This window comes from Micromonospora sp. C51 (genome assembly GCF_018070435.1).
In the GTDB taxonomy this organism is placed as follows: Bacteria; Actinomycetota; Actinomycetes; order Mycobacteriales; family Micromonosporaceae; genus Micromonospora; species Micromonospora sediminimaris.
Window position 1 is genome coordinate 310,532 of record NZ_JAGPXQ010000002.1, and the last position, 22,372, is coordinate 332,903.

19 protein-coding genes are annotated in these 22,372 nt (G+C 68.5%); 14 read left to right on the forward strand and 5 right to left on the reverse strand.

What is annotated here, in order from left to right:
- Positions 1-123: 123 nt before the first annotated feature.
- Together KBX50_RS04360 and KBX50_RS04365 are read right to left on the reverse strand one after the other, a co-directional pair.
- Positions 124-570: a DUF305 domain-containing protein gene (locus KBX50_RS04360; RefSeq protein WP_210934848.1), complete on the reverse strand. Its 447-nt coding sequence runs from the start codon at positions 568-570 to the stop codon at positions 124-126.
- Between the two features lie 115 nt (positions 571-685).
- On the reverse strand, positions 686-1,666 hold the full coding sequence (locus KBX50_RS04365; protein ID WP_210934849.1) for a threonine/serine dehydratase: 981 nt from the start codon (positions 1,664-1,666) through the stop codon (positions 686-688).
- A gap of 203 nt (positions 1,667-1,869) precedes the next feature.
- Here KBX50_RS04365 and KBX50_RS04370 point away from each other — a divergent pair, with 203 nt between their 5' ends.
- The 6 genes from KBX50_RS04370 to KBX50_RS04395 all read left to right on the forward strand — a co-directional run bounded on the left by KBX50_RS04370 (position 1,870) and on the right by KBX50_RS04395 (position 10,339).
- Positions 1,870-2,553 carry an ABC transporter ATP-binding protein gene (locus tag KBX50_RS04370; protein ID WP_210934850.1) on the forward strand — a complete coding sequence of 228 codons (684 nt, stop codon included), beginning with the start codon at positions 1,870-1,872 and terminating at the stop codon, positions 2,551-2,553.
- Positions 2,554-2,615: 62 nt separating this feature from the next.
- Complete coding sequence (locus KBX50_RS04375; RefSeq protein ID WP_210934851.1) at positions 2,616-4,934, forward strand: ABC transporter permease; 2,319 nt, start codon at positions 2,616-2,618, stop codon at positions 4,932-4,934.
- A 37-nt stretch (positions 4,935-4,971) separates the two neighbouring features.
- Complete coding sequence (locus KBX50_RS04380) at positions 4,972-5,466, forward strand: YcxB family protein (protein ID WP_210934852.1); 495 nt, start codon at positions 4,972-4,974, stop codon at positions 5,464-5,466.
- Between the two features lie 284 nt (positions 5,467-5,750).
- On the forward strand, positions 5,751-7,163 hold the full coding sequence (locus tag KBX50_RS04385; RefSeq protein ID WP_210934853.1) for a non-reducing end alpha-L-arabinofuranosidase family hydrolase: 1,413 nt from the start codon (positions 5,751-5,753) through the stop codon (positions 7,161-7,163).
- Positions 7,164-7,323: 160 nt separating this feature from the next.
- Complete coding sequence (locus tag KBX50_RS04390) at positions 7,324-8,694, forward strand: ricin-type beta-trefoil lectin domain protein (protein WP_374224570.1); 1,371 nt, start codon at positions 7,324-7,326, stop codon at positions 8,692-8,694.
- A 238-nt stretch (positions 8,695-8,932) separates the two neighbouring features.
- A complete protein-coding gene (locus KBX50_RS04395; protein WP_210934856.1) occupies positions 8,933-10,339 on the forward strand; it encodes a PHB depolymerase family esterase in 1,407 nt (468 codons plus the stop codon).
- A gap of 83 nt (positions 10,340-10,422) precedes the next feature.
- On the opposite strand, the gene KBX50_RS04400 is transcribed toward KBX50_RS04395, so the two are convergent.
- Positions 10,423-11,319 carry a cytochrome c biogenesis CcdA family protein gene (locus tag KBX50_RS04400; protein ID WP_210934858.1) on the reverse strand — a complete coding sequence of 299 codons (897 nt, stop codon included), beginning with the start codon at positions 11,317-11,319 and terminating at the stop codon, positions 10,423-10,425.
- A gap of 1 nt (position 11,320) precedes the next feature.
- On the reverse strand, positions 11,321-11,854 hold the full coding sequence (locus KBX50_RS04405; RefSeq protein WP_210934859.1) for a redoxin domain-containing protein: 534 nt from the start codon (positions 11,852-11,854) through the stop codon (positions 11,321-11,323).
- Positions 11,855-12,079: 225 nt separating this feature from the next.
- Here KBX50_RS04405 and KBX50_RS04410 point away from each other — a divergent pair, with 225 nt between their 5' ends.
- The 8 genes from KBX50_RS04410 to KBX50_RS04445 all read left to right on the forward strand — a co-directional run bounded on the left by KBX50_RS04410 (position 12,080) and on the right by KBX50_RS04445 (position 21,462).
- Entirely contained in the window at positions 12,080-13,111 is a 1,032-nt protein-coding gene (locus tag KBX50_RS04410; protein WP_307870842.1) for a trypsin-like peptidase domain-containing protein, read from the forward strand.
- 528 nt (positions 13,112-13,639) lie between these two features.
- Positions 13,640-14,992: a cytochrome P450 gene (locus tag KBX50_RS04415; protein ID WP_210935135.1), complete on the forward strand. Its 1,353-nt coding sequence runs from the start codon at positions 13,640-13,642 to the stop codon at positions 14,990-14,992.
- Positions 14,992-15,891 (forward strand): terpene synthase family protein, encoded by a 900-nt coding sequence (locus KBX50_RS04420; RefSeq protein ID WP_210934861.1) that lies wholly within the window; start codon positions 14,992-14,994, stop codon positions 15,889-15,891. The genes KBX50_RS04415 and KBX50_RS04420 overlap by 1 nt, the downstream gene beginning before the upstream one ends.
- Positions 15,888-17,483 (forward strand): prenyltransferase/squalene oxidase repeat-containing protein, encoded by a 1,596-nt coding sequence (locus KBX50_RS04425; protein WP_307870843.1) that lies wholly within the window; start codon positions 15,888-15,890, stop codon positions 17,481-17,483. The genes KBX50_RS04420 and KBX50_RS04425 overlap by 4 nt, the downstream gene beginning before the upstream one ends.
- A 185-nt stretch (positions 17,484-17,668) precedes the next feature.
- Complete coding sequence (locus KBX50_RS04430) at positions 17,669-20,059, forward strand: nitrate- and nitrite sensing domain-containing protein (RefSeq protein WP_210934863.1); 2,391 nt, start codon at positions 17,669-17,671, stop codon at positions 20,057-20,059.
- Between the two features lie 17 nt (positions 20,060-20,076).
- Complete coding sequence (locus tag KBX50_RS04435) at positions 20,077-20,487, forward strand: roadblock/LC7 domain-containing protein (protein WP_093410703.1); 411 nt, start codon at positions 20,077-20,079, stop codon at positions 20,485-20,487.
- An 8-nt stretch (positions 20,488-20,495) separates the two neighbouring features.
- Positions 20,496-20,873, forward strand: a complete 378-nt coding sequence (locus tag KBX50_RS04440; protein ID WP_093410706.1) for a DUF742 domain-containing protein — start codon at positions 20,496-20,498, stop codon at positions 20,871-20,873.
- A complete protein-coding gene (locus KBX50_RS04445) occupies positions 20,854-21,462 on the forward strand; it encodes an ATP/GTP-binding protein (protein ID WP_210934865.1) in 609 nt (202 codons plus the stop codon). Before KBX50_RS04440 ends, KBX50_RS04445 begins: the two co-directional genes overlap by 20 nt.
- A gap of 80 nt (positions 21,463-21,542) precedes the next feature.
- Here the strand turns inward: KBX50_RS04445 and KBX50_RS04450 are convergent, their stop codons facing one another.
- Positions 21,543-22,223 (reverse strand): hypothetical protein, encoded by a 681-nt coding sequence (locus tag KBX50_RS04450; RefSeq protein WP_247673079.1) that lies wholly within the window; start codon positions 22,221-22,223, stop codon positions 21,543-21,545.
- Positions 22,224-22,372 lie beyond the last annotated feature (149 nt).

The window sequence follows — 22,372 nt, forward strand, 5'->3', positions numbered from 1 at the left end:
GAGGGTGAGCCGGGGCACCGACGGACCTGCCGATCATCGTGCGAGCAGAACCGGCCCCACCGCAGACTAAGAAGTGAGCAGCGGGTGCACGCCCGTTTCGGTCAGTCCGTCCCTCCCAGGCGTTCAGTACCGGTCGTCGAGGATCTCCTTCATCTGGTTGATCTCCTCCTGTTGCGACCGGACGATCTGATCGCACAGTCGTACGATCTCGGGGTCGGTGATCTGGGATTCCTGGCACACGAGGATGGCCCGGGAATGATGGGGGATCATGGATTTGAGGAAGGCTTCGTTGCCCACGAACGGCTCCGTACGCACGGCCGCGAACCCGCCCACGAAGAGCACGCCCAGCGCGATGTAGAGGGCGATGTTGAGACGCCGGACGGCGAACATCTGGTGCATGACGCCCATCATGATGAGCCCCATGGTGGCCACCATGATCAGCGACATGTAGAAATTGCTGAGGTTCAGGTAGAAATCCGACCAGCCGCGAATCTGGGACAGCGTCAGGACGAACATGACCGCCAGGCTGATCACCAGGACCAGCCCGAACCGGACGTAATTCTGCTTCATCTACCCCTCCGCCGGCTGGTCGGGAAGTTTCACCCGCTATCTGGTGATAAGCAACCATACGCGCTTGCCGGCAGCCGGTCCGGCCGCCGGGGAAGCCGGACCGGACGGTCGACGGTCACGCCCGGCGGACGTGGGTCGAGTGGATCCAGCGGTGATAAGCGGCCACGTCGACGTTGCTGCCGCAGACGATGATGGCGACGTGGCGGCCGGCGAACCGGTCAGGGTCTTCGAGGATCGCGGCGACGCCGAGCGCGGCTGAGGGTTCGGCTACCAGGCCGGCCTGGTCGAGAAGCATCCGCATACCGGCGATGATCGAGGTTTCCTGGACGAGGATGGCGTCGTCGGCGACCAGGAGCAGGTCGTCCAGGACGGCCGGGATGGGTCGCCGGCCGGCGACGCCGTCGGCGATGGTGTTGACCGATTCGGTGGTGACGACCGCCCGCTGGTGCCAGGAGCGGGTCATCGCGGGTGCGCCCAGCGGCTGGACGCAGAGGACCTCGACCTGGGGGGCCTGCTCCTTCAGGACGTGTCCCACGCCCGTGGCCAGCGCGCCACCACCGAGCGCGATCAGCACCGCGTCGAAGGACGGCGCGGTGTCCACCAGTTCCAGGCCGATGGTGCCCGCGCCGTCGCAGGTCTCGATGTCCAGGCTGTCTTCGAGGAGCCGGATGCCGCGCTGCTGGGCGATGGCTGCCGCGCGGTCGCGGGCCAACTCGTGGTCGCCGTCGACCAACTCCAGGGTGGCGCCCAGGGCCCGGATGCGATCGAGCTTGGCGACGGTCGCCTGGCGGGTGGCCACGACGGTGACGTCGAGTCCTCGACCGCGACCGGACCAGGCGAGGGCCTGGCCGAGGTTGCCCGCGCTGGCGCACACCACCGCGTGTTGTCCGTCGTCTGCGAGCTGACTCGCGACCAGTTCGGTACCGCGGGCCTTGAAGCTGCGGACCGGGTTCGCTGTTTCGAGCTTGATGCTCACGGCACACCCGAGTTCGGGCTCCAACGGCTCGCACCGGTACAGCGGAGTGTCGAGAAAGACCGGGTCGATGGTCCGGCGGGCCGCCCGGATCCGGGCAGTGTCCAGGCGGGTCTTCGGCACGACCGATCAGCGTAGCGGCGGCCGGCCGTGGGGTGGGGGCACTCGGGTGCCGGAAGTCTTTCACGGTTCTGTCAGGCAGCGGTATCGCGCCGATGGGGCCGGCAGAGTGGCGGACGCTGGCCTCTACCTGCGAAGGGTGGGCGTTGACCTTGACGCGTCACGGAACGGACAACTCGACCAGGGATCGGCAGGCGGACGAACCGGTGATCCGTGTGCGCGACGTGGCGAAGACGTATCCCGTGCCGGGTGGTGAGTTTCCCGCGCTGAGCGGGGTGGACATCTCGGTGGACGCCGGCGAGTTCGTCGCGGTGGTAGGTCGATCGGGCAGCGGCAAGACGACGCTGTTGAACCTGCTCGCCGGGATCGACCGGCCGACCGCCGGGGAGATCAGAGTGGCCGGAATCGCGGTGCACGAGGTACCCGAGGCCCGGTTGGCGGCCTGGCGGGGGCGCGCGGTCGGGTTGGTGTTTCAGTTCTTCCAGCTGCTGCCGACGCTGACCGTCGCGGAGAACGTGATGTTGCCGATGGACTTCTGCGGCACGGTTCCGGCGCGCCGCCGCCGGCCGCTCGCGCTGGAGTTGTTGGGCCGCGTCGGCATCGCCGAACACGCCGACAAGGTGCCGGCCGGGTTGTCCGGCGGGCAGCAGCAGCGGGCCGCGATCGCCCGGGCTCTGGCCAACGACCCGCCGGTCATCCTGGCCGATGAACCGACCGGCAATCTCGACAGCTCCACCGCCGAGGCCGTGCTCGGACTGTTCCGGGATCTGGCTCGCGGGGGCAAGGCCGTCGTCATGGTCACCCACGAGCGCGACCTTTCCGGGTACGCCGACCGTCTGGTCACGCTGGTCGACGGACGGGTGGCCGAGGACGTGGCGGTCTCAGCGTGATACGGCCACGCACGGTCAAGATGTGGCGGGATCTGTCCGCTGCTCGGGGCCGGGTAGCGGTCATGATCCTGGCGATCACGGTGGCGATGTCCGGTGTGGGTGCGCTGCTCATCGCCCGTACCGTGATCGTCCGTGAGGCCGAGGCGGTCTATGCCGGCACCAACCCGGCGAGCGCGACCCTGGAGGTCGAAGGCGGCGTGGATGCCGCCCTGCTCGCCCAGGTTCGCGCCCGACCCGGTGTCACGGACGCCGTGGCGCGGCAGACCGTCCTGACCCGGGTCCGGGTCGGTGACCAGTGGCGTCGCATGCTGCTGTTCGTCATCGCGCCGGACGACCCGATGCGGGTGGCGAAGCTGCGCATGGAGCCCGGTGCCTGGCCGCCCGCCGACGGTGAACTGCTCATGGAACGTACCGCGGGGCCGGTCCTGGACGCGACAGCCGGCGACCGCCTGGCGGTCGCCGGCCCCTCCGGCGCGACGACGGAGGTGCGGATCTCCGGCACCGTGTACGACGCCGCGTTGGCCCCGGCCGGGCAGGAGAGCACCGGCTACGGCTACCTCACCCCGGCCGGGCTGGCTCGCCTCGGTTTCACCGCGTCGGCCGACGAGCTGCGTATCGTCACGGCCGAACGGGACGAGGCCACTGTGGCGGCGACCGCGACCGCAGTCGCGGCGTGGCTGACCGCCCAGGGCCGCGAGGTGCATCTGATCCAGGCACCTCCGTACCAGCATCCGCACCACAGCCAGTCAGAAACGATCACCGGCATGTTCCTGGCCTTCGCCGTCGCGGCCCTGGTTCTCGCCGGAGTCCTGGTGGCGGCGACACTCGGCGCGATGCTGGCGGCACAGACCCGTCAGATCGGCATCATGAAGACCGTCGGCGCCACCACCGGCCAGCTGCTGCGGGTCTACCTGGGGGCGGTTGCCGCGATCGCCGCGACCGCCACCGTGCTGGCCGTCGGCCCGGCACTGCTGGCCGGTTACGGGCTGACCGGGCTGGTCGCCGAGATGCTCAACGTCGAGATCGCCAACCGGGCGACGCCGTGGTGGGTACCGGCGGCGTTTTTCGCCGTCGGACTCCTGGTGCCGCTGGCGGTCGCGCTCGTACCGCTCGTCCGGGCGGCCCGGATCACCGTACGGTCCGCACTCGACGAGCATGGCGCCGGGACGGGAGTGGGAGCTCGGCGCGGCGACCGGTGGCTGACCCGGCTGCGCGGTGGCCGGCTCGGCGCCCTCGCCCTGCGCAATCTGCTGCGCCGCCGAGGCCGGTTGGCGCTGACCCTGGCACTGCTGGCCGCCGGCGGGGCGATGTTCACCAGCGGGCTCAACAGTTCTGCCGCCTGGCGGAGCTGGGTCGACGACGGCATGGCCCGCCGTGCGTACGACGCGCAACTGCGACTCGCCGCACCGGCGTCGGCCGACACCATCACCAGGGCCGCGAGCGTCGTCGACGGCGTGATCGCGGTCGAACCGTTCGTGTCACTGCCGGCGACGCCGGCCAGCGCGGACGGGCAGATCGAGGTGGAGCGCACCTACCCCGACGACGGACACGGTCGGTTCCTGCTCGCCGCGTTGCCCGTGCCCACCCGCATGGTCGACTTCGAGGTCACCGCCGGTCGCTGGCTACAGCCAGCAGACACCGACGGCGTCGTGCTGAACCAGAGCGCCGTATCGCGGCTCGGCGATCCGCGCGTCGGCGACGAGGTGCACCTGGCCGTCGAGGGAGTGGTCGGGCGGTGGCGGCTCGTCGGCACCGTCGCGGAGGCCGGTGGACCCGCCACCGCGTACACGAGCCCGCAGAGCGTCACCCGGTTCGTGGACCCGGGGACCGCCAACATGCTGCACATCGTCACCACCGGAGACACCGCGGCGGTCACCGGCGCGGTGGAAGGGGCGCTCGCCAGCGCGGGGCTGATGGTCGGCGAGTCGATGCTCACCGAGGACCTGCGCACGGCGATCGACGAGCACGTGGCCATCTTCATCGGCACCCTGCTCGCACTCGCCGCGCTGATGGCGGCCGTCGGCATCCTCGGGTTGGCCGCCACGATGAGCATCACCGTCACCCAACGCACTCGCGAGTACGGCATCATGCAGGCCATCGGTGCCCGTCCCACCGTCATCCGTCGCATGGTCGTACTCGAAGGCACCATCACCGGTCTGCTCGGCTCGCTCGTGGCCGTCTCCCTCGGAGTGCCGCTCTCCATCCTGGTGGGCGAACTGCTCGGCCGGATCTCCTTCGGGCTGCCGTTGCCGCTGCGACTCTCACCGGGCGGACTCGTCGGCTGGCTGTTGCTCTCGATCGTTGCGGCGGCCGCCGCGTCGCTGGTCGCGGCACACCGAGCGGCCCGGCTCACCGTCCGGGAGACCCTCAGCTACCAGTGAACCGGTGCGGGGCCGGCGGAGGCACTATCGTGCTGGCGTGCAGATCCGTTTCGACGTACCCGCCGATCCCGCCTATCCGGGCCGGGTGGCCGCTGCGCTCAGCGGTGCTCAGGCGCGGAGGTACCGCCTGATCGGCGCGGTGCTGGTAGCGGTCGGTGTGATCGGTTTTGTCGTCTCGCGGGGGTCCGGGTGGGGCGCGCAGACTCTGTCGGTGTGGATGACGCTGGGCCTGGGTGGTCTGCTGGCGATGCTGTACTGGCCCTGGCTGCGGTGGCGGGCCCGCCGTCGCTCCAGCGGCTATGCCGTCGAGGGCGGCTATGACATCACCGAGGACAACATCATGATGCGCAGCGGGGCGGAGTCGGGCGGCATCGCCTGGGACGGGGTTACCCAGGTGCGGGCCACCCCTGAGTTCTGGATCCTGTACGTGGGGCGGATGCCGGCGACCGTGATCCCGCGCCGACTGATGTCCGTCGAGGACGCGGAGACACTGCGTACCTACATGGCCGATCGTGGTCTGCTTCGGACGTGACCTGATCGATTGGTGTGTGGGTGGAGTCGGCGACGTCGCCTGCCGTCATTCGCTGAGAACGTTCACCTGCCGGGTTGACCCGGCCTGCGCGGCCTGCCCGCGTACGTGCCTCGGCGGTGGGTGATCAGGTTTGCCAGCTCAAGCGGGACTCAACGATCGATTGCCTCCGATCGATGCTTGAGGGCGTGGGAGCGCTCCCGTAATATGCACGACGCAGCTGTTAACGCTCACCTAACACCCACGACCGCCAATGTGTATTTGCCATCCCATCGGGAGGACGCCTTATGTCAAGATCCAGACAAGTCAATGCTGTTGCGGCGTCGTTCGGCGCCGCGCTGCTGGCGTCCACGGCGCTCGTCGTGGCAATGCCGGCAAGCGCGGCGGCGGCTGGCTGTTCGGTGAACTACGCGGTGTCCTCGCAGTGGCCGGGCGGCTTCGGCGCCAACGTCACCATCACCAACCTCGGTGACCCGTTGACCAGTTGGACGCTGACGTGGTCGTTCGGCGCCGGGCAGACCGTCACCCAGTCATGGAACACCACCCTGACCCAGAACGGTGCCGCCGTCACCGCCAGGAACGTCAGCTACAACGGCGGCATCCCCACCAACGGCACCGCCTCGTTCGGCTTCAACGGCTCCTGGAACAGCAGCAATCCCGCTCCCACCACCTTCGCCCTCAACGGCGTGACCTGCACCGGCGGCGTCACCCCCACCACCCCACCCACCACCACCCCACCGACCACAACTCCACCGACCACCACGCCGCCGACCACACCGCCCCCGACCGGTACCTGCAACCTGCCGTCGTCGTACCGGTGGTCGTCGACGGGTGCGCTGGCGCAGCCGCGGTCGGGTTGGGTGTCGTTGAAGGACTTCACCCACGCGCCGTACAACGGTCAGCACCTGGTCTACGCCACCACGCACGACACGGGCACGTCGTGGGGTTCGATGAACTTCGGGCTGTTCTCGAACTGGAACCAGATGGGTTCGGCGAGCCAGAACGCGATGCCGTTCTCGGCGGTCGCGCCGTCGCTGTTCTACTTCGCGCCGCGTAACGTCTGGGTGCTGGCGTACCAGTGGGGTGGACCGGCGTTCTCCTACCGGACGTCGACGAACCCGACGAACGTGAACAGCTGGTCGGCGCACCAGACGTTGTTCACGGGTTCGATCTCGAATTCGGGTACGGGTCCGATCGACCAGGCGTTGATCGGTGACGACCAGAACATGTACCTGTTCTTCGCCGGGGACAACGGCCGCATCTACCGGGCCAGCATGCCGATCGGGAACTTCCCCGGCAGCTTCGGGTCGAACTACACCACGATCATGACCGACTCGACGAACAACCTGTTCGAAGGCGTCCAGGTGTACAAGCTCCAGGGACAGCAGCGGTACCTGATGATCGTCGAGGCGATCGGCTCGCAGGGCCGTTACTTCCGCTCCTTCACCGCCACCAGCCTGGGCGGCAGCTGGACCCCGCAGGCCACCAGCGAGAGCAACCCGTTCGCGGGTAAGGCCAACAGCGGCGCCACCTGGACCAACGACATCAGCCACGGCGAGCTCATCCGGTCGAACGCCGACCAGACCATGACCGTGGACCCCTGCAACCTGCAACTGCTCTACCAGGGCCGTTCACCCAACTCCGGCGGCGACTACGGCCTCCTGCCGTACCGGCCGGGAGTACTGACCCTGCAGCGCTGACGGCGTGCAGGTCCGGCTTGGGCACAGCCGGCGCGGGCGGGCTCGGCGTACGTCGAGCCCGCCCATCCCGCAGCACACCCCACCCCACCACCAGGAGGTATCGACAGTGCGAGGACACGCACCCCACCCCCCGCCCCCAGGGGAAGCCCATGACGGCCGAGTGTCCCCCGGCATTCGGCGACGACTGTTCAAGCTCGCCACGGCCGGGATCGCAGCCGCCGTCGGGATGTTCACCGTGACAGTGGCCACCAGCTCGGCGTCAGCCGCCGACAATCCGTACCAGCGGGGCCCGGACCCCACCCGGGCAAGCGTCGCGGCCGTCAACGGCCCCTTCGCCAACACGTCGGTCAGTGTCCCGACCGGGTACGGCTTCAACGGCGGCAGGATCTACTACCCGACCGACACCAGTCAGGGCACCTTCGGTGCCATCGCCATTTCGCCGGGCTACACCGCGTTGTTCTCCGCGGAACTGGCCTGGATGGGCCCGTGGCTGGCATCGCACGGGTTCGTCGTGATCGGCATCGAGACCAACAGCCGTAACGACTTCGACACGGCCCGAGGTACCCAGTTGCTCGCCGCGCTCGACTACCTGACGCAGCAGAGCCCGGTACGCGACCGGGTCGACCCGAACCGGTTGGCCGTCTCCGGTCACTCGATGGGCGGCGGCGGGGCGCTCAGCGCAGCCATCCGGCGCTCGTCGTTGAAGGCGGCGGTCGGCATCACGCCGTACTCGCCGTCGCAGAACCTGGCCAACGACCGGGTACCCACGATGGTCATCTCCGGGCAGGCGGACACGGTGGTCACCCCGTCCTACGCCCTCGGCCTGTACAACAGCCTTCCGGCCTCCACAGAGAGCGTCTACCTGGAGGTCGCCGGTGGGGATCACGGGTTCATGGTCGGGCGGTCGAACCCGGTGTTGATCCGGACCATGCTGCCGTTCCTGAAGATGTTCGTCGACAACGACGCTCGGTACAGCCAGTTCCTCTGCCCGCTGCTCGACAGCAGCGGCGTGGTCACCTACCGCAGCACCTGCCCGTTGCTGCCGACGGATCCGACCACGCCGCCGCCGACCGGCACGCCGACTCCGACGCCGACCTCAACCCCGACGCCGACTCCGACGCCGACCACGCCGCCGCCGTCCGGCTCCGCCAACGAGATCATCGGCACCCAGTCCGGCCGCTGCATCGACGTACCCAACGCCTCCCGCAACAACGGCACCCGCGTCCAGCTCTACGACTGCAACAAGCAGACCAACCAGGCCTGGACCTACAACACCTCAAACAAGCAGCTACGCGTCTACGGCGACATGTGCCTCGACGCCGCAGGCTCCGGCAACGGCGCCGCCATCCAGATCTACAGCTGCCACAGCGGCACCAACCAGCAATGGAACGTCAACTCCAACGGCACCATCACCGGCGTCCAATCCGGACGCTGCCTCGACGTCTGGAGCAGCAACAACGGCGCCCAGATCCAGCTCTACGACTGCCACGGACAAACCAACCAACAATTCCGACTCGCACCCCTCGCATAACCACCACCCCACCAACCAACAACCCGTTCGAGGCTGGGGAGCTCTACCGGCTGTAGAGCAACCCCAGGCTCCTGCGAATCGGCACCAAACGGGCGGGTCCGGCATCACGCCGGACCCGCCCGAACCACACCAACGCCCCCTCCATCGATCTCCCAGCCCGGATGACATTAGGCGCTTCATTGACGGTCGTCAGGAAAGTGCTTAACGTTGAGTATCCACCACCATCGATGGAGGTACCATGAGAAAAACCAGGGCGGCGCTGGCCGGCCTAGCCAGCTTCCTGCTCCTCAGCTTGGGTTTTGTGGCGCTGTCGTCGCCGGCGTCCGCCGCGTCGCTGGTCGAGGTGACCAACTTCGGCAACAACCCAGGCGGCATGCGAATGCACATCTACGTGCCGGACAACCGACCCGCCAACCCGGCGATCGTGGTCGCCATGCACGGCTGCGGCGGGTCGGGGCCGGGCTTCTACTCGGGCAGCGAATTCGCCTCGCTGTCGAACCAGTACGGGTTCATCGTCATCTACCCGAGCGCCATGCAGGAGGCCGGGTTCGGCAGGTGCTTCGACACCTGGTCGGACGCGTCCAAGCGGCGTGGTGGCGGTAGCGACCCGGTCTCCATCGAGTCGATGGTGAACTACGCCCGGACACAGCACGGCGGGGACATCAACCGGGTCTACGCCACCGGCAGTTCGTCCGGCGGCATGATGACCCAGCACATGCTCGCGGTCTACCCCGACCTGTTCAAGGCGGGTGCGTCCTTCATGGGCGTGCCCTTCAACTGCTTCGCCAACGCGGCCGCCTACCCGCCCGGTGGGCCGTGCACCAACGGCTCGATGAACCGGACCCCGCAGCAGTGGGGCGACATGGTCCGAGCGGCGTACCCCGGCTACACCGGCCCTCGCCCGCCGATCCAGCTGTGGCACGGCACCAACGACACCCTGGTGCCGTACTCGCTGCTTCAGGAGTCCATCGAGCAGTGGACCAACGTGCACGGGCTGAGCCAGACGCCCACGTCCACGGACACCCCGCAGGCCAACTGGAACCGCCGCCGCTTCGGCACTCAGGTCGAGGCGTACGCCATCCAGGGCGCCGGGCACAGCCTGCCCTCCAACGGTATGGCGCGGGTCGCCATCCAGTTCTTCGGCTTGGACCGTTCAACCCCACCCACCACCACGCCGCCGCCGACCGGCACGCCGACTCCGACGCCGACCTCAACCCCGACGCCGACTCCGACGCCGACCACGCCGCCGCCGTCCGGCTCCGCCAACGAGATCATCGGCACCCAGTCCGGCCGCTGCATCGACGTACCCAACGCCTCCCGCAACAACGGCACCCGCGTCCAGCTCTACGACTGCAACAAGCAGACCAACCAGGCCTGGACCTACAACACCTCAAACAAGCAGCTACGCGTCTACGGCGACATGTGCCTCGACGCCGCAGGCTCCGGCAACGGCGCCGCCATCCAGATCTACAGCTGCCACAGCGGCACCAACCAGCAATGGAACGTCAACTCCAACGGCACCATCACCGGCGTCCAATCCGGACGCTGCCTCGACGTCTGGAGCAGCAACAACGGCGCCCAGATCCAGCTCTACGACTGCCACGGACAAACCAACCAACAATTCCGACTCGCACCCCTCGCATAACCACCACCCCACCAACCAACTGATCGGGCGGGCCCGGCAGCACGCCGAGCCCGCCCGACCACGTCGAAGCGAGAGCGGACTGCTCAGTCCGGTCGCTCCGCCATGCTCGTCCCGGCGGGCTGCCGGGTCGGGTGGTTCTGCCGTCGTCGTTGGCGCCACCAGCCGATTGCCGCGCCGGCCAGGAGGGCGGCCAGGATCACCGTCAGAGTCGTGGCGCCGGTGCGGTCGAGCTGGGTGGCCAACCAGCGTTGCGCCGCGCCGGCGGCGGCAATGATCGGGTCGTCGGTCGTGGCATCGCGCAGGATCCGGATCTCGAACCAGCCGTACCAGGCCACGTAGGCACCGGCGACCACGAGCAGCACGCCACCGAGGCGGGACAGCAGTGGTGCGGCGCGGCGGATCCGACGGAGCAGGCCGTCGCGGGCGAGGGCCACGGCGAGAGCGGCCACCGCGACGGTCAGGCCCATGCCGGCCGCGTACGCGCAGAACAGCCCGACCCCGGCGACGATCGAGCCGGCGCGGAAGCTGCTCACGACGATGGCCAGGAACGGGCCGATCGTGCATGACAGCGATGCCGCGGCGTAGACGGCGCCGAACACCACCATGGACGGCAGCGACCGACGCACGGTTGGGGCGCGCCAGACCGCCAGCCGCAGGCCCGGCAGTTGCCGGCCGGCCAGCAGCCAACCGCCCGATGCGAGCAGCAGCAGACCCAGAACGACGGTCACCCAGGGAAGGTGTCTCTGCAACGTGCCGGCTACGGGAGAGAGGACCAGACCGAACAGGCCGAAGACGGCGACGAAACCGCCGGTCATCGCGGCGGTGGCGGCAAGGGCCCGGGCGACGGCTGCCCCACGATCGGTCTCCGCTTCGCCCGCGACCAGCAGCGACAGGTACGCCGGCAGCAGCGCGAACCCGCACGGGTTGACCGCGGCGAGCATCCCGGCGGCGACCGCCAGGCCCAGCGGCGCATCGAGCATCTCAACCCACCAGCAGCGGGTCGAGCAGTTCGGGCAGCTCGTCGACATCGACACGGCCGCGGGCCGCGACCGTTCCTTGGCTGTCGAGCACCACGAAGGTGCTCTGCTCGGTCATTCTGAACCGCTTCCAGACGACGCCCTGTTCGTCGGCCAGCTGCGGAAAGCCGGCGAGCTTGGCCATCCGCACGAAGTCGTGCATCGCCGGGACCTTGTCCAGGCCAGCCACCCCGACCACGGCGACCCTGCCCTGGTACCTGGTCGCGAGATCGGTGACCGGCTGGGCCTGCCCCAGGCAGGTGGGGCACCACGGGGCCCAGAACCACAGCAGCGCCGGCTTGCCGGCCAGGCTGCGGCCGTCGAAGTTGCCGCCGTCGAGCGTCGGGACGGTGAAGTCGTAGCTGTCGGTTCCCCCGTCGGTGGTCACGTCGGACGAGCTTCGCGACGAGGCCGCCTGGTCACCGCTGTCGCTCGCGCAGCCAGCCAGCGTCAGCACGCCGACCATCATCAGGGCAAGGAGTGCTTGCCGTGCCTTCATCGGTACTCCTTCGTCGCTAGGTCGGACGGTGCCGGCGGGGTCGCCCGGAGGTTCGGCGTAGCTGAGCCAGTATCGCGCGGCGGGCAACACGACGAATGGATGACGGTTGCTGCCCAGGACCGTGACGTTCCGGCGTTGGTCGCAGTCCGGGGTTTGTCGCCCGGAGGTTCGGGTAGCGGGCCAGCCAGGCACCTGACCGCTGCACTCCACCGGGAGGACTTGACCGTGACGCTCCGATCGCGCTGGATGGCACTGCTGGGCAGCGGGGCAATGTTGATCGCCACCGCCAGCTGCACTGCCGACGGCGGAGGGGCGGCTACGGCACCGACCGCCGCGTCGACGGCCGCGCCGGTACCGGCGGCTGCGGCCGACCTGCCGCAGATCGTCGCCCGACTGCAACCGTCGGTCGTCACCGTTCGGGTCGGGCAGGGCATCGGCTCCGGGGTCGTGTTCCGGGACGGCGGGCTGATCCTCACCAACGAGCACGTCGTGGGTGACCGGGAGAACGTGGAGGTCGCCCTCGCCGACGGCACGCGCGTGCCGGCCCGGGTGGTCGCCGCCGACGCCGTCACCGACCTCGCCGTGCTCCGCGCCGAGCGCGCCGACCTACCGCCCGCGCCGTTCCACACCGAGCTCCCCGCTCCGGGCGAGCCCGTACTCGCTCTCGGCAGCCCGCTGGGCTTCCTCAACAGCGTCACCGCCGGCATCGTCTCCGGCGTCGGTCGGGAGATCCCCGGTTCGGCGGGCCAGGGCAACGCCCTCGTCGACCTGATCCAGACCGATGCGGCGATCTCGCCGGGCAACTCGGGCGGCGCGCTCGCCGATTACTCGGGCCGGGTGATCGGCATCAACGATGCCTACCTGCCGCCGCAGACCGGCGCGGTGTCCATCGGCTTTGCGATCCCCGCCGCCACCGCCCTGGACATCGCCGACGACCTCCTCGACGACGGCCGGGTCACCCAGCCGTATCTCGGGGTGGCGGTGGCACGCCTGACCCCGCAGATCGCTCAGTCGCTGAATGCCGGCACCGACCGGGGGGTCCTGGTTCGCGACGTCGACGGCGACGGTCCGTCGGCCGCGGCCGGCCTGCGCCCGGGCGACATCGTCACGCAGGTGGCCGATGAGCGTACCGACACGCTGGAGGCGTTCATCGGCGCGTTGCGGTCGGTCGAGCCCGGCGAGCCGGTGTCAGTGACCTACCTGCGCGACGGCGACACCCGGCAGACAAGCGTCGTACCGACCGCCGCCACCCGCTGACGTCGCCGTGCCCGACGGTCACCGCGAGCGTGGGGATCGGGGCACGCCCAGGGCGTGATGGCGGGCTTGCGCGTGACCCACTCCTTCGCAGCCAGATCTGGTCGAGGCGTCGCCGGCGCTCGTGAGCGAAGTTCCGCAACAAGTACGCCCGCCGCAGCCCTCAGGGCAGATGAGCACCAAAAGACACAGGTCGAGTGGACCAGGCTGAGGCGGTTGCTGGCCCAACGGCTGCCGTCTGTGGGTACGGCTTCCCGGTGCGCGCGACGGTCCGGCGGCTACGTGGAGACGGACGCGCAGTGGTGGTTGCTGCGGGCAGACCGGACTCGCGGCAGCGACCTGCAGACCGGCGGTGATGGCGCAAGGCCGAGTGACAAAGCTGGTCACCCATTGCGAGACCGCCTTCACAAATTGCACACTGAGGCTGCATTAAGTCCTGGAAGTTGCGCGTTCGGCAACTTCGAGGCCAGCCGCAGGAAGGGGTCCGCGATGGGGGCACCGAAGGCAGGAGCCGCCGGCAAACCCATGTCTGTGCCGGCCTGGAAGGCGCTGCCCAGTTTCCTCCGTGACGCACATCAGTCCCTGGTGGACGCCGGTGAGGCCGCCGGCGGTGAGGTCGTACGGCTCGGGCTCGGGGTCTCCAGTCCGTACCTCGTGACCCATCCCGACCATGTACGGCAGGTGTTGCAGGACCGGGCTGCCAACTATCCCCGAGGCGATGACACCGCGCTCTGGCGCTCGGTCCGCAAACTGGTCGGCGACGGCATCCTCGCCGAGGGCGACACCTGGCTGGCATCACGTAGGACACTGGCCCCACTTTTCCGGCGCGGCCGCCTCGACCCACTGATCGACACGATGGCGGGGGCCATCGACGAGACGACCGACCGGCTGGACACGGCCGCGGCAGCGGGCAGCGTCGTCGACATCGGCGCGGAGCTGTCCCGCCTCGTCTGCGCCGCCATCATGCGGGTGTTCTTCGACTCCCGGGTCTCGGTTGACGACGCGCTGCGCATCATGGCGGCGCAGGAGGACATCGTCACCTCCATGGCACCACGTCTGCTGGCCCCCTTCGCACCGTGGTGGATTCCGATGCCGGGTGACCGTCGCTTCCGCCGCTCCGTGCAGACCATCGACGGAATCCTGCTGCCGGTCCTCCGCGCTGCGGTGCGTCATCCCGGCGACGGCGACGACGTGTTGTCGACGCTGGCACGTGCTCAACGTGACGGCCAGCCGTTGTCCGAACGGCAGATGCGCGACGACCTGGTGTCGATGGTGGCGGTCACCACCGAGACGAGCTACGTCGTGTTGACATGGCTCTGGCCGGTCCTCGCCAACCACGCCGACGTCGCCGACCGGCTCTACGCAGAGGTCGATCAGGTTGTCGGTGCCGGGCCGGTGCGGGCGGAGCATCTGCCTCAGCTCACCTACACCCAGATGGTGCTCAACGAACTCCTTCGCTTGTACCCGGCGGGTTGGATCGTCCCCCGGCGTGCGTCGGCAGCCGACGTGCTGGGCGGAGTACGGATCGAGCAGGGCGCGACCGTCATCCTCTCCCCGTACGCCACCCAGCGGATGAAGGCCTACTGGGGCTCCACCGCCGAATCCTTCGACCCGGAGCGCTTCGCACCCGGCCGCGCCGAGGCGGACACACCTCGCCGCCATGCCTACTACCCCTTCGGGCTCGGCATGCATCGATGCCTCGGCGAACACCTCTTCAACGTGGAGGCTCTGTTGATCGTGGCGACCTTAATCAGTAGGTTCCGCTTCACACTGACTGATCCCACAGTGCCCGCACCACGGGTCGCCGCCTCACTGCGCCCCCGACGGCGAGTCGAGCTGACCCTGTCGCGTCGCGAGCACTCCGTCGCCAGCAGGAGCCACTGATGCCCTCGGACACCCTGGCCGCCACGCTTGAGCAGAGCGCCGAACAGGGACGAATCTGTTCCGTAGCCGTGCGAGGGCAACGCGACCTGCAGGACCGGGTCGCCACGTATCCCGCTCTCTTTCCCGACCCTCCCGTCGATGCCGCCATGCTGAGCGCTCTGGCACTGTCCACCGCGTTCATCGCCCCGTGGTGCACCGCCGCCGAACTGCGTACCGCGAACCGGACATCGCTGTGGGTGACGGCAGAGGATTGGCGGATCGACTCGGAGATCAGCTCCCTGGAGGAGGCCACCGCCACCGCCACCGTCTGCATCGCGGTAGCAGCAGGCTCCGCGCCAGCCGACGGCGACCAACTCACGCAGTTCCTGGCCGATATCCGCGATGACCTGGCAGCTACACCGCTGTTTCCACGCCTTGGTCACCTGTGGCAGGACGAGTTGCGCCGCATGCTCGACGCCGAGCTACGGGAGTGGCAGTGGAGAACAGACCGAAACAACAAGGTGACCGAGCTGCCGTCTGCCGGTGACTACCTGGCCAACGCCGCCGGCTACGGCGCCACCTGGGTCAACATCTCCCATTGGATCGCCACGAGCGCTGTGGAAACCGAGGAGCACCTGACCACCCTGGCTAGGGCCAGCTACGAGGTGGAGAAGGTCCTGCGGCTGGTCAACGACCTGGCCAGCTACAACCGGGACGTCAAGGCCGGCGATCTGAACATCCTGATGTTGGGCGTCGACGAACACGAGGTGCGCCAGCAGGCGATAGACCTGGCCGACCGGTGCCAGAAACTGCTCGACCCGCTGGCCGAGGTCAGCCCGCAGCAGGTGACATACCTGCGGCGGGTACTCGGCTTCACGGCCGGCTTTTACCACGGGACCGACTTCTGGGCATCCCGGTGACAACCGTCAGCGGGCGGAGACCGACCAGCAAGACCGCCGCCGTACGCGGGCAGGTCCGCGACCTCGTCGCGGAGATGATGCGCGATCCAGCTGGCCGCACATCGCCCTCACCGTACGAGACCGCCCGGCTGGTGAGCCTCGCCCCGTGGTTGATCGGACACAGCGACCGGGTGCGCTACCTGCTCGACACCCAGCGGCCCGACGGCGGCTGGGGCCCCCCGGGGGGTTACGGTCTCGTCCCCACCCTGAGCGCGACAGAGGCACTACTGACGGTCCTGCACGCCGATCCACCGGCGGACCTGGCGCGTCTGGTGCACGCCGTCGACCGTGCTCTGGTCGCCCTGACCGGGCTCGTGAACGACGGTGGTCCGTTACCCGACACCCCGGCCCTCGACATGATCGTCCCCGCACTCGCTGACCGGATCAACGACCACCTTCACCGCCCGACCATGCCGCCGCCAGCCGTTCTGGAGCGGTGGCAGCGCTCCACCCCGCTCGGCCTGCCACGCGGCCTGACCCGAAAGCGACTCACCGCCGTACGTCACCTGGTGGCCACTGGCGCACCTCTCCCCGACAAGCTGCTGCACGCGTTGGAGGTCGTGGCCGACCTCGCCCCCGCCGCGGGCGACGTCGCGGCAAACGCCTCGGGCACGGTGGGCGCCTCGCCGGCAGCCACCGCCGCGTGGCTCGGCAGGCCCGCCCGCCCCGGCGGCCACGGGGCGTTGGCATACCTGGAAGGCACCGTCCGTCGCTACGGCGGTCCCGTGCCGTGCGCAGCCCCGATCACCGTCTTCGAACGAGCCTGGGTGACCACCATCCTGGCTCGCGCCGGCATCGACCTGACCGGGTCTCCGGGGTTGGTGGACAGCCTGACCGCCGATCTGGGCGCAACCGGAACGCCGACCGGTCCTGGGCTGCCGACCGACGCTGACACCACCGCCGTGACCCTGGCCGCTCTCGGCCGCCTTGGCGTCTCGGCGTCAACCGACTGCCTGTGGCCTTACGAGATCCCCGAGGGCTTCGCCACCTGGCCCGGTGAGGACGGCTTCAGCACCACGACCAACGCCCACGTGCTCGACGCTCTCGGCCAGCGGCTGGCGGAACAGCGAGGCGCACAGCCGCGCCATCGCGCTGCTGTGCGACGGCTGGTGGCGGCCCTGCTGGATCGGCAGGAACTCCAGGGGAACTGGGCCGACAGGTGGCACGCCTCGCACTTCTACGCGACTTCCTGCTGTGTGCAGGCGTTGGCAGAGTTCGGGGACCCGACGACAGTGGCGAGACCGCTGGATCGCGCGGTCGAGTGGACACTTGCCACCCAACACACCGACGGCGGCTGGGGCACCTGGAGTGCTACCGCCGAGGAAACGGCTTACGCATTGCACATCTTGCTGGCCAGCGGCACCCGGACACCCAAGGTAATGGACGCGGTTGGTCGCGGGCACGCCTACCTGTGTCAGGACGACGGCGTCACCGGGCCGGCGCTGTGGCATGACAAGGATCTGTACCAGCCCACCCTGATCGTCCGCGCCACAGTTCTGGCAGCCCAGCACAGTGCCGGGAGGCTGCTGACCTACCTGTCCGAATGCGCGTAGATGTCCGACGATCACGACTGACGGCATTCGCCTCAGGACAGACGAGTCCTTTATGGACGTGACACTTAGTGATGGTCTTGAGTCAATAGTCAGATAACTGCTAGCGTGCGTCGGTCTGCCTACACCGGCGGCTTGGTCGGCATGCCTCTGCCGACAAGTTCCTCTGCTCGGCATCGGACGGTTCAATGCGGTCTCGCAGCGCCAATCTGCGCACCAAGGTCATCGCGCTCCTCGCCTCACTCGTCGCTCTCTGGGCATTCGCCGCCTGGGTTACCCTCCGAGACGGTGTGGACCTCCTTGGCGTCCAAGCGATCGACAGCCAGATCGTCTCCCCGAGTGAGCCGCTGCTGCTGGACCTCCAGGTTGAACGACGCCTAGCCGTCGTCTACCTCGGTGGTCCCAGTGCCGACCGGAAGAACGCCCTCGACGCCGCCCGTCTGGCGGTCGACAAGAACGCCACCGCCTTCAAGTCCACCGCGCGTAGCTGGCTAGCCCGTATGGCCACCAGTAGCGAGGCCGAACAACGCGTGAATGAGGCGATCGCCGAGCTCGATCGACTGCCGGAAGTCCGCGAGTCCATCGACGATCGGTCAGTCGACCGGGCAAGCACCATCGGCACCTACAGCGACCTCGTCGAGTCGATGTTCGCCGTCTACGATGTCGTCGGCACGCTCGATGATCCCGAAATCCAGCAGGACACCCAGAATTTGATCGAGCTGTACCGTCTGCGCGAGATCATCTCGCAGGAGGACGCCCTGCTCAGCGGCGCTCTCGCCGCCGAACGGATCACCGCTGGTGAACAGGTCCGGTTCACTGAGCTGGTCATCGCGCAACGCTTCGTCGCGGATCGCACCCAGCTGAACGACTCCGACCAGGCCGCCTTCAACCAGGTCCTCAACGGAGATGCGTTCAGGAGCCTGCGTCAGCTCGAGGACCGGGTGATCAGCACTCGAGGGTCGGCCCGTCCGGACATTACCGCCGAGGAATGGAACGAGGTCGCACCCGCGGCGTTGACCCATCTGCAGGAGATGGTTCTCGGCAGCGGTGACAATCTGGTGCAGCGCGCCGTGCCTGTCGCGGTCGGGGTGATCGCCCGGCTGGTCCTCGCCGCCGGCCTCGGTCTGCTGGCGGTCATCGCGTCGATCGTCGTCTCCATCACCACCGCGCGTGCTCTCGTAGCTCAACTGCAGCGACTCCGTGACGCGGCCCACCAACTCGCCGACGAACGACTCCCCGCAGTGGTGGAACGCCTTCAGCGCGGCGAGAAGGTGGACGTCGCCGCCGAGGCACCACCGCTCGACTTCGGCGCTGACGAGATCGGGCAGGTCGGCCAAGCTTTCAACGCCGTTCAGGAGACGGCTGTCCGTACGGCCGTCGAGCAGGCGGAGCTACGCCGCAACGTACGCGACGTGTTCCTGAACCTGGCCCGGCGCACCCAGGCCCTCGTGCACCGCCAGGTGACCCTCCTCGACGAGATGGAGCGTCGTCAGGAGGATGCGGACGAACTCGAAGACCTCTTCCGCGTCGACCACCTCGCCACCCGGATGCGGCGCAACGCCGAGAACCTCATCGTTCTCTCGGGCGCGACGCCCGGCCGTGGCTGGCGGCGCAACGTGCCCATGGTCGACGTCGCCCGCGCCGCCGTGCAGGAGGTGGAGGACTACACGCGGGTGAAGGTGATGCCATTCGGGTCGGTCGCGCTCGCCGGCCGGGCCGCCGGTGACATCATCCATCTGCTCGCCGAGCTGATCGAGAACGCCCTGACCTTCTCGCCGAAGAGCACCCCTGTCGAGGTGCGTGGGCAACTCGTAGCCAACGGCTTCGCCATCGAGATCGAGGACAGAGGTCTCGGCATGGCCGAGGAGGATCTGGCCGCCGCCAACGCCGACCTCGCCACTGCCGCCGAATTCAACCTCGCCGACGCCAAGAAACTGGGGCTGTTCGTCGTCAGCCGGCTGGCCGCGAAACACCACCTCGCAGTGCGGTTGAAGCCGTCACCGTACGGCGGGACGACGGCAGTCGTGCTCCTCCCCAAGGACCTGGTCACGACCGCCGACCCGATCGGCGCGGCCTCCTCACCGACGGCAGGCATGTCAAGAGACGCGGTTGCCGCCGGGGACGCCCAGCGCGTCCCCACCCCGCGGCCTGCCTCTCTCGCCGTCGCCGAGCCCACGCCTGTGCACGGCGAAACGATGGAACTGCCCGCAGTGCGCCCACTGCGTGCCGCCGCTGACGCCGCCGCGACCGTCACCGAAGGGCCGGTCAAGAGCGCGCCCAACGTACGGCAACGGCCCGAACCTGCTGCCGAACACACCGAGCACACCGAGCACGGGCTGCCAATGAGGGTCCGTCAGGCCAACATCGCGCGACAACTACGCGACTCGTCACCAGGCCAACCACAGCCGCCGGACGACGACGAGGCGGGGCGATCCCCCGACGACATTCGCCGGATGATGGCCTCGTACCAATCCGGCACCCGCCGAGGGCGCGATGACGCCGCACGTCTCGTCGACGCCGACGACGACGAGCAACGCAACGCCGCCGACAACACGTCCGCGGCCGAAACCGACCGGTAAGAAAGAGGAACGGGCAAGTGCAGCAGAATTCCACGGGCGATTTGGCCTGGCTGCTCGACGACCTGGTCGGGCGCGTCAAGCAGGCTGAGCATGCCATCGTGCTCTCCGCTGACGGACTGCTCATGGCTTCCTCCGCCCAGCTCAGCCGAGACGACGCGGAACATCTGGCCGCGATGGCATCGGGCATCCAGAGCCTTGCGAAGGGTGCCAGCAAGCGGTTCGGCGGCGGACCCGTGCAACAGACCATCATCGAGATGAAGTCGTCGTTCCTGTTCGTTACCGCGGCCGGAAGCAACGCATGCCTGGCCGTCCTCGCGGCCGAAGACACCGACGTCGGACTTGTCGCGTACGAGATGGCAATGGTCGTTGCGCGAGCCGGCAAGTTTCTCGCCTCTCCGACCCGGCCGAGCCAGCACACCAACAACTAGGGGCCGCCATGACGATGCCCGACGAAGAACCAGTCTGGTTAGATGACGAAGCCGGGCCGGTAGTCCGGCCATACGCCGTTACGGGCGGACGAGCTAAGCCAGCCAACAGCTTCAATGTGGTCGCTCTGGTCCTGTCGACGCGATCGGCCCCGCCATCCGAGGTGGGGATAGCACCAGAACAGGCGAGGATCATTCACCTCTGTCAACGGCCACTCGCACTCGCAGAAGTGGCCGCGCATCTCAGCCTGCCTCTCGGCACCGTCCGAGTGCTGCTGGACGGACTGATCGCGCAGGGATTCGTCCAGGTCAACGATCCTCGCCAAGCCGCCACCCTTCCCGACGACAGCGTATTCGAGGCGCTCATCAATGGACTACGTCAACTCTGAGCGGACGGGCCAAGTGACCCTTCCCACCGCCATCAAAATCCTCATCGCGGGTGGCTTCGGCGTAGGCAAGACCACCCTCGTGGGATCCGTCAGCGAGACCAAGCCCCTACGCACCGAGGAGGTTCTCTCCGAGCAGGGCGTGGGTGTCGATGACATCTCCGGCGTCGAGACGAAATCGACAACGACCGTGGCGATGGACTTCGGCCGGATCACCATCAGCGAGGAACTCGTTCTCTACCTGTTCGGCACCCCAGGCCAAGACCGCTTCTGGTTCGTCTGGGACGAACTCACGATCGGCGCCCTGGGTGCCGTGGTCCTGGCAGACACCCGGCGCCTCGCCGACTGCTTTCCCTCCGTCGACTACTTCGAGCGGGCGAGGCTGCCATTCATCGTGGCCGTCAACTGCTTCGAGAATGCCCGCCGGTACAGCCTTGACGAGGTGCGACTGGCCTTGGACCTCGACCCGGACGTGCCTGTCATGTTGTGCGACGCGCGAGAGCGGCAGTCATCCAAAGAGGTCCTCGTAGCGCTGATCGAGCATGTCAAGAAGCAAGGGCTCAGCCGCAGACCCGAGCCGGTAGGCCATTGACCGGCGGCCTGCCGCCACACTCCTCACCTTCGCTCGCGGAGTACCCCGCATCAGGCTCGCAGTCGCCTCAAGCGCCAACGTCAGGGGAGAAGGCTGCGCCCCTCCCAGGTTCCATGCTCTGACAGCGGGCGGAACCGCATGAAGGCGGATTCGTGGTGGAAGTCCCGGCGATGCTGTTCAGCCATGGCGACGGTGTGTGTATGTGCCTCTGGGACGGCGCTGCGGCCGTACACCATGTCGCTCATCTCGCGGACGCTGCGCCAGATCGTGAAGGTTGAGAACGTGTGGGGCGGGCGTACCGCCGCGGTGGCGAAGGTGGTGCCGGGGTGGCGGGCGACCAGGCGTTCGACCGGCCGCCCCCACTTCAGGAACCGGGGTAGTTCGAGAAGCTTGAGCCGGGCGAGGGTGACGGCCACAATCGGCTCCTCCGGATCCCACCGGCCCGCCTGCACCGGCAGGCCAGCGAGCGCGGCCACCCCGCCGTAACGCCGTAGGTACTGCAATCGAACATGCCAACCGCCGTCGAGCCGCCGCCCTAGATCGTCGTCTGCGAGGAACCGGTCCAACGCCGATTCGTCGTCCCATTCGGCGAACATCGCCAGGCGTCGCAACTGCATCCGTTCCACCGACAACGCCGGGGAACCGAGTCGCATGAGCGCGAGGCATTCGGCGTGCCGCAGCCCAGCCGCCCGAGGCCCGCGACGCAGGGTGCGCAAGGTCAAGGCCGGCGGAAGCAGTGCGAGATGGAACGAATGCATCATCGGCCCATGATCCCAGTCGTCCGCGACCGCGTCCCCTCCCGGAGCGTGCGGGCTGGCGACGGTGGCGGGCGGACGTTGGCTTCGCCGTGCTGGTGCTGCGGGCTCGATGAACCAGCAACGCGTCCTCGACGGCACCGGCATGCCAGAGC

Bases quoted from the DNA above. Each gene is read 5' to 3' on its own strand.
- KBX50_RS04450 (WP_247673079.1), bottom strand. From the start codon at position 22,223: ATGATGCATTCGTTCCATCTCGCACTGCTTCCGCCGGCCTTGACCTTG.
- KBX50_RS04430 (WP_210934863.1), top strand. From the start codon at position 17,669: ATGCGGTCTCGCAGCGCCAATCTGCGCACCAAGGTCATCGCGCTCCTC.
- KBX50_RS04445 (WP_210934865.1), top strand. From the start codon at position 20,854: ATGGACTACGTCAACTCTGAGCGGACGGGCCAAGTGACCCTTCCCACC.
- KBX50_RS04395 (WP_210934856.1), top strand. From the start codon at position 8,933: ATGAGAAAAACCAGGGCGGCGCTGGCCGGCCTAGCCAGCTTCCTGCTC.
- KBX50_RS04360 (WP_210934848.1), bottom strand. From the start codon at position 570: ATGAAGCAGAATTACGTCCGGTTCGGGCTGGTCCTGGTGATCAGCCTG.
- KBX50_RS04375 (WP_210934851.1), top strand. From the start codon at position 2,616: ATGATCCTGGCGATCACGGTGGCGATGTCCGGTGTGGGTGCGCTGCTC.
- KBX50_RS04405 (WP_210934859.1), bottom strand. From the start codon at position 11,854: ATGAAGGCACGGCAAGCACTCCTTGCCCTGATGATGGTCGGCGTGCTG.
- KBX50_RS04420 (WP_210934861.1), top strand. From the start codon at position 14,992: ATGCCCTCGGACACCCTGGCCGCCACGCTTGAGCAGAGCGCCGAACAG.
- KBX50_RS04385 (WP_210934853.1), top strand. From the start codon at position 5,751: ATGTCAAGATCCAGACAAGTCAATGCTGTTGCGGCGTCGTTCGGCGCC.
- KBX50_RS04400 (WP_210934858.1), bottom strand. From the start codon at position 11,319: ATGCTCGATGCGCCGCTGGGCCTGGCGGTCGCCGCCGGGATGCTCGCC.
- KBX50_RS04440 (WP_093410706.1), top strand. From the start codon at position 20,496: ATGACGATGCCCGACGAAGAACCAGTCTGGTTAGATGACGAAGCCGGG.